Source organism: Arthrobacter sp. Y3224055 (assembly GCF_059090825.1).
On record NZ_JBNHGB010000003.1, the window covers coordinates 177903 to 190451 of the forward strand.

The window sequence follows — 12549 nt, forward strand, 5'->3', positions numbered from 1 at the left end:
CTACCACCATGGACCGGGAGTCCAGCTGCAGCAACTTCGTGCAGTGCGCCCGCGCCGGGCGCACTGCTCCGCGCCCGTTTACTTCATCAACCTTGCGCCGCGCCGGTCAACCGCCTGGGTCTGGCGGTGTCCGTCGTGTCGCGGGCCGGGTTGCCGGCATAGATGGCGTTCTCCGGCACGTCTTCTCCCTTCATGAGCAACGAGTCGGCCTCGAGTGAGACGCCGTCGCCCACCACGGCGCCGTAATTGACGAAGGACTCGACGCCAAAGGAACACCGGTTCCCCACCGCGATGTAGTCCGACTTGAATGTACCGTCTTCCATCGAGTGGCCTTGAAGGGCCGTGCCTTCGTTCAGGGCGCAGTCGTCGCCGATTGAGACAAGTGTTTTCTCGGGGATGTTGCAGCCGGCGTCGTAGAGACGCTTGCCCACCTTAACGCCGAGCATCCTCCAGACGAGTGATTTGAAGGGCGTGCCGTTGAAGGGTGGAGTGGCGAGCATCTTCCACAGACGTTCGTGGTGCCAGAAGTACGGGTCGTAGATCGAGCAGTACTGCGGCTTCAACCTGCGGAAGCCCATCACCAGGCGCTCGACGAGGACGGTCAGCAGGACAAGGTAAATGACGAAGCCCAACGTTCCTACGGCAACAGCCAACGCGCCGAATTCATCGTAGATTGTTACGGAGGCTGCGGCGATGAGCGTCCCGGAGAAAAACAGGAACCAGCGCACACCGAGGAAGATTCCCATGGACGCGACATTGTGGCGGTTCTTGGCCGGCAGCCGCCTGTTCTTCGCCTCTTCGATCTTCAGCTCATCGAACCGGCCGTCCCGCTGAACGGAGCGCGGAATCTCGAACGGAGGGGATCCCAGCAAGCCGGTATTTTTCCGGACCGGGCCGTCGATCGGGATCATGACCTTGGTTGCCAGCAAGACGTTCTCGCCAACCCGTGCCTCGAGCGGGAAGGTGAGGTCGTTTCCCAGAAAGTTGCGGCCCGCGATCCTGACACGGGACAGCCGGAACGAGGTGCTCGAGTAATCGGCGTTCATCATGTTCAGGCCGTCGGAGACCATGGTCCCGTATCCGATGGTATTCAGGTAGGGCGAATCGTGTGACACCTCGGGGCCGAAGTTCGACCCTGTCTGCTCCACCTTCTTGCCGAGGTTGTAGCCCAGTGCCTTCAGGTAATGCACGATGTACGAGCTGTCGCCGAAAACATCCTTGTACAGCTTGACGTTCGTCAGCCCGGCAACCATCCGCTGGAGCGTGAAATGCACGCCGTACAGCGGGTAGACCTTGTCCGGCTTGAGAGCGAGGTTCAGGAGCCGGGGGATGGTCAGGACCGCGATGAGGCCGCCGAAGAAGGAGGCCAGGAACAGGGTCAGGGTGATGAGCAGGGTGTCGAGGTAGAAGAACGGATTGTCCATTTTCAGGTGTTCGCTGTCGAGATAGGGCGGCAGCATCGCTGACAGGGCGATGAGTCCGACCGGCGCGACCAGGACCAGCCGGTTGAAAAGCTGCAGCAGGGTGAAAATGACCCTGCGGCGGGTGCTGCAGCGTACCGGCGGAACCCTGAGGTAGTTCGTTGCCGTAGGGACCGCGGGGGAGCCGTGCCAGCGCTGACCGTCCGGTACCGCCTGGCCCGTTTGCAGCGAAGACGCATGGCCCAGCTGAGCGCCGTCGCCCATGGCCGTGTCGATGTCCAGCGTCGTCTTTTGCGACACCAGGACATCGCGGCCCAGCGTCACCGTGCCCGTTTCGATGACGCCGCTGCGGGCGCGGTAGGCGAGGAAGAATGAATTTTTGTGAATGACCGTGCCGTCGCCGATGCTGACCAGGTCGGTGCACACCGGCATCATGCGCGAGAAAATGGCAACGCCCTTGCCGATTTTTGCCCCAAGCGCCCGGAGGTAGAGAACGTAAAGGGGCGAGCCGACGAACAGAACGAGGGGATTGCTCCGATTGAGCGTCTTGACGACCCAGAACCGGATGTAGGCCCAGCTCCACAGGGGGATGTCCTGACGCTTCCAGCGGCCGACCAGAACCCATTTCAGGACAATAGGGGTGACGGACAGTATCAGGAACATCGCGGCGCCGAATCCGACGGATCGCAGCCACATGTCGATCAAGCCGGTTCCATCGGAAACCCATACGAACGACATGACGAGCAAAGAGGCAGCGTAGGTGGTGTAGCCCAGGAAGAACATCAACTGCGCGACGCCGCACAAGATGTGCCGGAGCGCGCTGGGCGCAGGCCGCAGGGCCGGCTCCGTCTGGCCCGCAGGGGTTCCCGACGGCTCGGCCGCGGCCTGGGCAGCCGAGAGGACGACGGCGAGCCGGCGGACAGTGGGATGCTGGTAGATGTCCTGCATGGCCACCGGCGGCAGCGCAGCCCGGCGCCGGACGGCGGCCGAAAAACCGGCCATGAGCAGCGAATTGGCGCCGAGATCGTTGAAAAAGTGTGCCGTGGCGGAGACTTTCTCCACGCCCAGGACCCCCGCGAGGCAACCGGCCAGTATCTCCTCCGCCTCCGTTGCCGGTGCGCTGTACTCGTGAGTGCCGCCGGTGAGCCGGGGTTTGCCGGGCTGCGGCAGCTTCTTCCGGTCGGCCTTGCCGCTGGGCATGACGGGGATTTCGGTGCAGCGTTCGAGGTAGGCCGGGACCATGTAGCCGGGCAGGGTCTCGCTCAGTTTTTCGGCGATGTCGGCCTCGTCGACCGCCGCGGTGTCCTGGCGCAGTGTGTAGTAGGCGACCAGCTCCACGAGTCCGGGGGATGGCTCGTAGGTGCTCACTACCGCCTGGGCGATGCCGGGCACCTGCAGCAGGACGGACTCGATTTCAGTAAGTTCGATGCGGTAACCACGGACTTTGACCTGCGTATCGATCCGGCCGTGGTACTCGATGGTTCCACTCTCGGTGAACCGCCCCAGGTCGCCCGAGCGGTAGATCCGGCCCGAGGGATTGTTATCGATGCCAAGGAAGTCGTGGATAAAGGCCCGCTCGGTCAGATCGTCACGGTTGATGTATCCGCGGGCCAGCCCGATCCCGGCGATTCCGATTTCGCCCAGTTCCCCCGGTGGCAGCGCTCGCGGTTCATCCGGATCGAGGACCACCACCGAGTACGTGGGCAGGGGAGTGCCCAGGGTCACCGGTTTGTCCGGATGGACCGCGTCCCAGGTCGCAGTGACGGTTGCTTCCGTTGGGCCGTAGACGTTCAGGAACCTGCGGCCCGGCCGGTGCCATCGCGTAATGAGGTCACGCGGGCAGGCCTCGCCGGAGACCAGTAGGAACCGCAGGTCGGGCAGGTCCTCGTCGAGGGTGGCCAGCAGCGTTGGAACGCAGCACATGGCGCTCACCCGCTGGTCCCGCAGGAACTGGCCCAGTTCCATGCCAAGCAGGCTGACGCCGCCGGGCTTGGGCACCAGGGTTGCACCGGCCATCCACGGGACCCAGATCTCCTCCACCGAAAAGTCGAAGGCGATCGTCATCCCTTGGTAGACGCGGTCCGTCGGCTGATAGCCGTAGACTTCGGCTGCCACGAGCACGAAGTTGCAGATGCTGGGATGGTCGATGGCCACACCCTTGGGGCGGCCCGTCGAGCCGGAGGTGTAGATGATGTAAGCCAGGTCGCCCGGCGGCCCCGCCTGTTCTCCCCGGGGCAGGCGCGAGGAATCCTGCGCGGCCACCAGCGGGTCCTCCTCGTCGAGGCAGAGGATGGTCGCACCCGTTTGGGGCATCCGGTCCCGAAGGTGGGACAGCGACAGGACAAGCCTCACGCCGGCATCCTCGACAATGTAGGCCAGACGGTCGGAGGGGTATCCGGCGTCCAGCGGGACATATGCGGCACCGGCCTTCAAGACCGCCAGAATGGCCGTGTAGGACCGGGTTGGCTGGTCAAAGAGCAGCGCGATCCGGTCGCCCGCCCGTGTGCCGCGCGAGATCAGGTACCGCGCCAGCTGGTTCGCCCGGGCGTCGAGCTGATCGTAGGTCAGCGACGACCCAACGCCGTCGACGGCGAGCCGTTCCCCCTCGCCGTCGAGCCGCAGTTCGTCGCAACGGTCCTCGAAGAGCCGTTCCAGCCTGTCCCCATCGTGCCAACGTACCCTTCCGTTGCCGGGGGCGCCGGTGAGGATGGTGCTGGCAGCCTCGGCGCGGCTGGAAGATTTCGGCCGGTGGCCTGTCTCGGTCAGGCGGCGCCGGGCGCTGCGCCCTGCCGGAGCGCTCATGCCGCTCCCCGCTGTCCCCGTTGCCGGACCGCCTGTACCAGGAAGCCGCAGGCGGCGTGCGTCTCCTGGGCGGGCGTGGGGAAGTGCACATGTGCCGCCATGGCAGTCCTCCTAGCCTCGGGAGTCGACGACGTGCCGGGCAGTGCGTCGAGCCATGTGCGACGGTCTAGCCATGTGCGACGACGGGCCCCTAGACGACATTGGACGACGTCCGGTGTTACGGCGGCGTTACCGGCCTGACTGCCGCCGACGAGGGCCGCATTGACAACGTTGAACACGGTGGGAAGCTGTAATCGGGGAGAAGCGGGGCAGTTGCTTGGGGGCTACTTGATGCCCTTGGGGGAGGGCACGGAAATGAATGCAACAGAACGTCCGTGGGAGGTCCAACTCCTGGGGGGATGGCAGATTCGCCAGGGAACACTTCCCGTCAGGGTCACCATCCGGCAGCAGCGCCTGATTGCCGCCCTGGCCCTTCACGGCAGCGAGCCACGCGCGTTCCTGGCCGGCCTGCTGTGGCCGGACAGTTCGGAGAGGCAGGCGGCGGGTAGCCTGCGGGAGGCGATCTGGATGATTTCCCACCAGCTGCCGGGACTGCTGGAGGAGAGCAGGGATCCGCTGGCACTCGCTCCGGACGTCACAGTGGACGTTCACGAAGTCCGCCGGCGGCTGGCCGCCCTCGACGGGGACCGCGGGGTCAGCCAGCGGCCGGCCCTGCTCGACCTGCTGCGCACGGCCGAACTGCTGCCCGGGTGGTATGAGGATTGGGTCATGGCCGAGCAGGAGCGGTGGAGGCAGCTGAGGCTGAAGGCCCTGGAACGCCTCGCCGGCCAGTATCTGGAGCGCGGTGAGATCGACCGGGCTACGGACGCAGCGGGAATCGCCGTCGCCATTGAGCCGCTGCGCGAAAGCGCGCAGCGGCTGTTGCTCCAGGCGCAGATCGCCGAGGGCAATTATGCGCAGGCGCTGCGGGCGTTCGAGGCCTTCAGTTCCCGGCTGCGGAAGGATTATGGGGTGGAGCCTTCGGCCAAGATCATGAACCTCATGGCACCCCTGCTCGCGCCGCCGGCTGCGGCGGACGGCAGATCGGGGCCGGGCAGCCGGCCGCCCGCCTAAAGGACCAGTGCGCCGCGGGCTATGGCTCCGCGGTCAGGGACGAGGCATAAAGATCCATCAGCGCCGGCAGCCCGCCGGATTCCATGGCCCTGCGCTGCCGGTCGGCGCCGGTGCCCGTGGCGAAGAGCCGCTCGATGCTGGCATCCACCCACGCCGAGTCGCCCTCTTCCTCGAGTGCGGGCCGGATGTAGCGCAGCAGCATGCCCACCACATCCCGTGCCGGCAGCAGCACGCCGGACTCAGGATCCACCAGCCGGTCGGACAGGCCCTGCCGTCCGGCCTGCCAGACGGCGGCGTCCAGAAGCTCCGGCTCGGGCTGCAGGAAGGACCGGGAGGAAGCCTCATCGGTCAGCACCGTGGAGATCAGTCCCCGGACAACCGCCGCGATCAGCACGGAGTCCTGGGCCTCGAGCTGCACGTCGGCGGCACGGACTTCAAGGGTGGGGTAGCGGTCGGACAGCCGTGCCAGCCACGTAATGACACCCCGGTCGATGACCACGCCGGAGTCGACCAGGCGCTGGATCCGGCGCTCGTAGTCGGCCGCGTCGCGGAAAACCGGCGCGCAGCCCTGGATGGGCCAGCGGCGGTAGTGGACGATCCGCCAGCTGCCGAACCCGCTGTCCCGGTCCAGCCAGTACGGTGAGTTGGCGCCCAGCGCCACCACCGCCGGCAGCCACGGCCTGATCCGGTTCAAGGCCTGCACCCCGGCCTCCTTGTCGGGGACGGACACATGCACGTGCTGGCCGTTGACGAACTGGTCGGCCACGATGCCCTTCGCGCTGGCCTTGAGCTGGTGGTAGCGCTCCTTGTCCGTGACCTCGGGGTAGTCGTCCTGGATCCGCGGGGCCGTGCCCGTGGCCGCCGCGCGCACGCCGGTCTTGCGGGCGGCGGTATCGAGCTCGCGGCGGAAGTTGAGCAGCGATTCCTCGGCCTCGGTGAGCGTGGAGCAGACCGCGGTGGCAGTTTCAATCTGGCAAGTGAGCAACTCCCGCTGGATCTCATCCCTGGCTACTTGTACCGAGCCTTCCAGGTTTTCGGCGACCCTGTCCGCCACCGGGGCGGGTAAGCCGGTGGCCGGATCCAGCAGCAGGTATTCTTCCTCAATTCCCAGAGTTGCCATGGGGCACCTTTCTTCTGCCGACGCTCAGACAAGCCGAGCCTAACCGATCTGCGGGCGGTCATGCTCACGGCCGGGACCGCCCGAACCCTGCCGGCCAGCCGTCTGGCCAGGGGCACGGATTGCTCAGGACAGTGGCACGGTCAGGCCAGTTGCCGCGAGCCCGAGCGCCGCGGCGGCGGTGCCCAGCAGCAGGTTCGCCGCGAGATTGACGACGGCGGCGCCCGCCCGTCGCTCTGCCCACAGCTTAACCGTGGCGACGGTGAAGGAACTGAAGGTGGTCAGCCCGCCGGCCAGGCCGCTGGCCAGCGCCAGTCGCCAGGGCTCGGCCAGGCGCCACGTTTCCGCCAGGCCCGGCTCCTGGCCCACCACGCCGCCGGCGACGAGCCCGAGGATGAACGACCCGGTGACATTGACCAGCAGGGTGGCCCAGGGCCAGTGCTGCTCCGGCCGCCGGCGGGCTGCCTGCCGGCGGGCAAGCCAGGTGTCGGCGGCGAAGCGCAGCAGGGCTCCGGCGGCGCCGAACAGCCCGACGAGCAGCGCCGTCACGAGGCGGCCGCCCGGGTGATCCGGCGGCCCAGCGTGCGGCCGGCGTGCAGCCCGGCGACGGCGGCGGCCAGGCCCGCGGCCAGGGACAGGCCCAGATACAGCAGCCAGTCGGCGTGGCGGCCCTGCGCCGCCAACTGGTCGACGGCCAGCGCAACGGCGGAGAACGTCGTGAACGAGGCGAGCAGCCCCGGGCCCAGCGCGGCGCGGAGCCAGAACGCGGTGCCGGGACGTTCGGTCCACAGCGCCGTGAGGACGCCCAGCAGCAGGCTGCCGGCCACGTTGATGGCCAGCGTGGTCCACGGAATGGAGCCGTCTTCGGGGAAGGCGACGCCCAACAGGTACCGCGCCTCGGCGCCCGCGAAGCCGCCGACGGCGACGGCGGCCCAGGCACCCGGGCCCGGCAGCGCGGACGGCGCCGCCGCGATGCGAAGCCGCCCGCGCGGCGTCGTGCTCACGAAGCGAGCCGGCAGCCGGGGTGCGGATCGCCGTGCACCCACAGGGCGGCGGCCGCCTGGTCGCCCAGGTCCAGCTCCCGGCCCGCCCCGTCCGGGCCGAACCGGACCACCAGCGCACCGCCGAAGGGGCGCCGGCCGACCACTTCCACCCGGTCGTCGAGCCCGATCCGCTCGGCGCTGAAGAAGCGCAGGAGGTCGGCATCGGCGTCGCTGATCCGGGTGATCCGGCCCGTGTGTCCGCCGTCGAGTTCTTCCAGTTGCACCGCGCTGGGGACGTGGACGGTGCCGTCCGCCGCCGGGATGGGGTCGCCGTGCGGATCGCGCTGCGGGTGGCCCAGCTTGGCCGCCATCCGGTCGATGAACATGTCGGAGACGGTGTGTTCGAGCAGCTCGGCTTCGTCGTGGACTTCGTCCCAGGCATAGCCGAGTTCCTGCACCAGGAAGGTCTCCAGGACCCGGTGCCGGCGGACCATGGTCAGGGCCAGCCGGCGGCCGGCGTCGGTCAGTTCGATGGCGCTGTACGGCCGGTGGTCCACCAGCTGCAGTTCCACCAGCTTGCGCACCATCTCTGAGACCGAGGAATTGGCCACTCCGAGCCGGCCGGCCAGCTGCGAGGAGGTGATGGGCTTGTCCTGCCACTCGGTGAAGGCGTAGATGACCTTGACGTAGTCCTGCACGCTGGATGAGCCGCTGCTCAGCGCGGTTTTCCTGGCCGGGGGCATGCGTCTCACTCTCTCGTCGAACGTGTCAGGACGGCAGGTTGGCGGCGGCGGAGCCGGGCTGCGCAGGGGAGCCCCGCCCCGTGCGGCGCCGGGCCAACTGCCAGATTACCCCGGTCCGCGGCGCGCCCAGGTAGACCACGAGGAAGACCAGGGCCTGGGCCAGGACCACCGCCGCGCCGGTGGCGACGTCCAGGTAGTAGCTGGCGTAGATGCCGGCGACCGAGGCGGCGGCGGTGACGGAGGCAGCGATCGCCAGCATGGCATCGAACCTGCGGGTCAGCAGGAACGCGGTCGCCCCCGGCGTGATGAGCATGGCCACCACCAGCACGATGCCGACCGCCTGCAGCCCGACGACGACGGTGATCGCCAGCAGCCCGAGCAGCAGCACCGACAGCCAGCGGGTGCTGAGCCCGATGGCGTGGGCGTGGATGCGGTCGAAGGCGAACAGCGTCAGGTCGCGGCGCTTGAACAGCAGCACGCACAGCGCCACGGCGCCGAGGATGAGCACCTGCAGCAGTTCGCCGTCGCTGACGCCCAGCACGTTGCCGAAGAGGATGTGCTGCAGGTCGGTCTGGCTGGGCGTCTTGGAGATGATGGCCAGCCCGGCCGCGAAGAACGCCGTGAACACCACGCCGATCACGGTGTCGCCCTTCAGGCGGGTGGAGGATCGCACGCCGCCGATCAGCGCCACCGCCGCGGCGCCGAAGATGAAGGCGCCCAGCGAGAACGGCACCCCGACGATGTATGCCAGGGCGACGCCGGGGAGCACCGCGTGGGAGACCGCGTCGCCCATCAGCGACCAACCCATCAGGATCAGCCAGCAGGACAGCACTGCCGACACGACGGAGGCGGCCAGCGTTACCACCAGGGCGCGGGTAAGGAACCCGTACTGCAGGGGTTCCAGCAACCAGTTAAACAGCTCCACTGCGTGTTCCTTCCCCAGGACCGGCCAGCGCGGAGCCGAAGGCCAGGGCCAGGTTTTCGTTGGTGAGCACGTCTGCGGGCGGGCCGTGCGCGAGTATTTTCTGGTGCAGCAGGATGGCCTCGTCGCACAGCTGCGGGATGCCGGCCAGGTCGTGGGTGGAGATCAGGATCGTCCTGCCCTCGTCGCGCAGTTCCTTCAGCAGGGCGATCAGGACCGCCTCGGAGGCCTTGTCCACCCCGGCGAAGGGCTCATCGAGCAGCAGCAGGCCGGCGTGCTGGGCTATGCCGCGGGCCACGAAGGCGCGCTTGCGCTGGCCGCCGGAGAGTTCGCCGATCTGCCGGTGCTGCAGGTGGCTTAGGCCGGTGCGTTCCAGGGCTGCGTCGACCGCCTCGCGGTCCCGGCGGCGGGGGCGGCGCATGGGTCCGAGCCGGCCGTAGCGGCCCATCATCACGACGTCGCGCACGGAGACCGGAAAAGTCCAGTCGACGTCTTCGGACTGCGGCACGTAACTGGCCAGGTTCAGCTTCCGCGACTGCCGGGGCGACAGCCCAAACAGTTCCACCGTGCCCGACGCCGGGTGGACGAGTCCCATCAGCGACTTGAACAGGGTGGACTTCCCGGAGCCGTTGACCCCGATCAGGCCGCAGATGGTTCCCGGTGCCACCGTGGCGGAGACGCGGTCCAGGGCGACGACGTCGTTGTAGGCCACGGTGAGGCCGAGCACGGAGATGGCGGCGGCGCCGGGCGGGAGGTCGGGGGTGCTCACGGGGCCAGTCCTTCCTTGATCAGGGAGATGTCGTGCCGGATCAGCTCCAGGTGGGTGGGCACCGGGCCGTCCGGTCCCGAGAGGGAGTCCACGTACAGCGGCGTGATGAGGCGGGCGCCGGTGGCGGCGGCGACCTGCTGCATCGATTCCGGGTTGACGGTCGATTCGCAGAACACCGCCGGGATCCGGTGCTCGGAGACCTGGCCGATCACGTCCCTGATTTGCCGGGGTGTGCCCTCGGCATCGGAGTTCACCGGCCAGAGATAGGCCTCACGCAACCCGGCGTCGCGGGCCAGGTAGGAGAAGGCGCCTTCACAGCTGACCAAAGCCGGAACGGCCGACGGATCGGCGAAGGCCGACTCCAGGCCGGCCATCAGCACGTCCAGCTCCCGTTGGTATTCCGCGCCGTTGCGGCGAAAGTCGGCGGCGTGTGCGGGCAGCAGGCGGCTGAAGGCGTCCACGATGTTGTCCACATAGACCTTCGCCGCCTTCGGGGACATCCACGCGTGCGGGTTCGGCTTCCCGGCATAATTCCCGGCGGTGATGCCCACCGGCTCCACGCCGTCGCTGAGGACCACGTGCGGGGCCGGGACTGCATTCAGGAAGCGTGCGAACCAGCGTTCGAGGCCCAGCCCGTTGTCCAGGATGAGGTCCGCGTCCTGCGCCCGCACCAGGTCCGACGGCGTGGGCTGGTAGCCGTGGATCTCCGCGCCGACCTTGGTGATGGACGCGACCTCCACGTGGCCGCCGCCGATTGTGTCGGCCATGTCGGCCAGCACGGTGAACGTGGTCAGCACCAGCGGCCGCTCCGACGCGGCGGCGGACTGCGGCGGCGCCGCACAGCCGGTCGCCGCCAGCACGATGGCAACGGCCAGCGTGAACCCCCTCGCCCAAAGTTTCGGCATGCCTAAATTTTGCAGGACGGCCAGCCTCAAAACAACCGCGGGAGAAAAATGTCCGGGGACCGGGGTCAGATCTTCCTGGCCCGCCAGCTATGGGTCAGGTAGGGCAGGTCGATCATTGCCCCGGGGGAGTGGCCCAGATGGTCGTGCAGGTACCAGTCGAGGTTGCCCAGGACTTTCGCCCGGGTGGCCTCCGTCGCGCGCAGGTAGTAGCTGCGGGTTTTGACCAGCTCCATCACGTCGCCGGTGCTGAGCCGGTCCCGCCACCGGGTCTCGTGCCCTTCCGGCGGGTCGAACTCCGGGCCGACTCGGGGGCGGAAACCGGGCTTGAGCACGTCGCCGGCATGCATGATGCGCGAGAGGCGGTGCACCCACGGCACGCCGGTATCCAACTGGTTCCACACCAGGCCCAGGGTCCCGCCGGGCTTGAGGATGCGGGCGGCCTCGGTGCTCGCCCGCAACGGATCGGTCCAGTGCCAGGCCTGCGCCACGGTGACCACGTCCATGCCGGCGTCGGGGAGGCCGGTGTCCTCGGCGGTGCCCGCCACGGTGGCCACGCCCGGAAGGTTCCGCTGCAGCTGCGCGAGCATGTCGGCCGAGGGATCCACCGCAACCACCCGCAGCCCGCGTGCGGCCAGGGCGGCGGTGTACTTTCCGGTGCCGGCTCCCACGTCGGCGGCATCCCGTGCGCCGGCCGGCAGCAGCCAGTCGACGGCGTCGTCGGGGTAGCCGGGACGGATGCGGTCGTAGTGTTCGCCGCCCTGCTGGAAGGCGTCGGCGTAGGCGCGCCGCCGCTCATCGTCCATCCGGGGGCCGCTGTGTGCCACGTGGTGCTCCTGGTGCGGCGGCGTGCTACCGGCCCTCGCCGGCGGCCTCGATGCTGCCGGCCGCTTCGTCGTCGTACGCTGCCGGGGCTGACCCGGCGGGGCGCTGTCCGCGCAGTTCGGGGTTCAGGCGGTGCAGGGCCTCGACGTGGAGCAGGCCGTTGGTGGCCAGCGCGTTGCCGCCGAACGGGCCGTCTTCGCCCTCCAGCGAGCTGAACCGCCCGCCGGCTTCGGTCACGATCGGCACCAGGGCGGCCATGTCGTAGAGGTTCAGTTCCGGTTCGCAGGCGATGTCCACGGCGCCCTCGGCCACCAGGCAGTAGGACCAGAAATCGCCGAAGGCCCGCGTGCGCCAGACGGATTCGGTCAGGCCAAGGAAGTCGTCCAGGTTCCCGCGTTCCTTCCAGCCGCCCAGGCTGGAGTAGGACAGCGACGCGTTCTCCAGCCGGTCCACGGCGGAGACCTGGAGCCGGGTCGCGGTGGCCAGCGAACGTCCCGTGTAGGCGCCGGTTCCCTTGGCGGCCCACCAGCGCTTGCCCAGTGCGGGCGCGCTGACCAGCCCGACCACCGGCTGCCCCTCGTCCACCAACGCGATCAGGGTGGCCCAGACCGGTACGCCCCGGACAAAGTTCTTGGTGCCGTCAATCGGGTCGATGATCCAGCGGCGGGCGCCGTGGCCGCTGCTGCCGAATTCTTCGCCGAGCACGGCGTCGCGCGGGCGGGAGCGGGAGAGTTGCCCGCGGATTGCCTCTTCGGCGGCACGGTCGGCGTCCGTGACCGGCGTCAGGTCCGGCTTGGTCTCCACCTTCAGGTCGAGTGCCTTGAAGCGGGCCATGGTCTGCGCGTCGACGGAGTCGGCCATCACATGGGCCAGGCGCAGGTCGTCGTTGTAGCTTTGCGAAGCGTGGGTCATAGGTTTCAACCTATCGGTAAGTGAAGTGCGGACGCGGGAG

The 12549-nt window shown here is 68.4% G+C and carries 11 protein-coding genes; 1 reads left to right on the forward strand and 10 read right to left on the reverse strand.

All coding sequences use genetic code 11. The features are described from left to right. Positions 1-86: 86 nt before the first annotated feature. Positions 87-4223 (reverse strand): Pls/PosA family non-ribosomal peptide synthetase, encoded by a 4137-nt coding sequence (locus AC5RTY_RS09000; RefSeq protein WP_494139412.1) that lies wholly within the window; start codon positions 4221-4223, stop codon positions 87-89. 354 nt (positions 4224-4577) lie between these two features. Between AC5RTY_RS09000 and AC5RTY_RS09005 the strand changes: the two genes are divergently transcribed. Then, positions 4578-5336 carry an AfsR/SARP family transcriptional regulator gene (locus tag AC5RTY_RS09005; protein WP_494012462.1) on the forward strand — a complete coding sequence of 253 codons (759 nt, stop codon included), beginning with the start codon at positions 4578-4580 and terminating at the stop codon, positions 5334-5336. 19 nt (positions 5337-5355) lie between these two features. On the opposite strand, the gene AC5RTY_RS09010 is transcribed toward AC5RTY_RS09005, so the two are convergent. From AC5RTY_RS09010 to hisN, 9 genes are all read right to left on the reverse strand, one after another. Continuing rightward, positions 5356-6456 (reverse strand): carboxylate-amine ligase, encoded by a 1101-nt coding sequence (locus AC5RTY_RS09010; protein ID WP_494000171.1) that lies wholly within the window; start codon positions 6454-6456, stop codon positions 5356-5358. A 123-nt stretch (positions 6457-6579) separates the two neighbouring features. Next, positions 6580-7002, reverse strand: coding sequence for a fluoride efflux transporter FluC (locus AC5RTY_RS09015; protein WP_494000170.1), 423 nt, complete (start codon positions 7000-7002; stop codon positions 6580-6582). Next, positions 6999-7457, reverse strand: coding sequence for a fluoride efflux transporter FluC (locus AC5RTY_RS09020; RefSeq protein ID WP_494139413.1), 459 nt, complete (start codon positions 7455-7457; stop codon positions 6999-7001). Before AC5RTY_RS09020 ends, AC5RTY_RS09015 begins: the two co-directional genes overlap by 4 nt. Next, positions 7454-8179 (reverse strand): metal-dependent transcriptional regulator, encoded by a 726-nt coding sequence (locus AC5RTY_RS09025; protein WP_494000168.1) that lies wholly within the window; start codon positions 8177-8179, stop codon positions 7454-7456. Before AC5RTY_RS09025 ends, AC5RTY_RS09020 begins: the two co-directional genes overlap by 4 nt. Before the next feature lie 25 nt (positions 8180-8204). Further along, on the reverse strand, positions 8205-9104 hold the full coding sequence (locus AC5RTY_RS09030; RefSeq protein ID WP_494000167.1) for a metal ABC transporter permease: 900 nt from the start codon (positions 9102-9104) through the stop codon (positions 8205-8207). Further along, the gene (locus AC5RTY_RS09035) at positions 9091-9870 is read right to left on the reverse strand and encodes a metal ABC transporter ATP-binding protein (RefSeq protein WP_494139414.1); all 780 of its coding nucleotides are present in this window, start codon (positions 9868-9870) and stop codon (positions 9091-9093) included. The genes AC5RTY_RS09030 and AC5RTY_RS09035 overlap by 14 nt, the downstream gene beginning before the upstream one ends. Next, entirely contained in the window at positions 9867-10775 is a 909-nt protein-coding gene (locus AC5RTY_RS09040; RefSeq protein WP_494139415.1) for a metal ABC transporter substrate-binding protein, read from the reverse strand. Before AC5RTY_RS09040 ends, AC5RTY_RS09035 begins: the two co-directional genes overlap by 4 nt. Positions 10776-10840: 65 nt before the next feature. Next, entirely contained in the window at positions 10841-11599 is a 759-nt protein-coding gene (locus AC5RTY_RS09045; protein WP_494139416.1) for a class I SAM-dependent methyltransferase, read from the reverse strand. Between the two features lie 25 nt (positions 11600-11624). Further along, positions 11625-12509: a histidinol-phosphatase gene (hisN, locus tag AC5RTY_RS09050; RefSeq protein WP_494073709.1), complete on the reverse strand. Its 885-nt coding sequence runs from the start codon at positions 12507-12509 to the stop codon at positions 11625-11627. Positions 12510-12549: the final 40 nt, after the last annotated feature.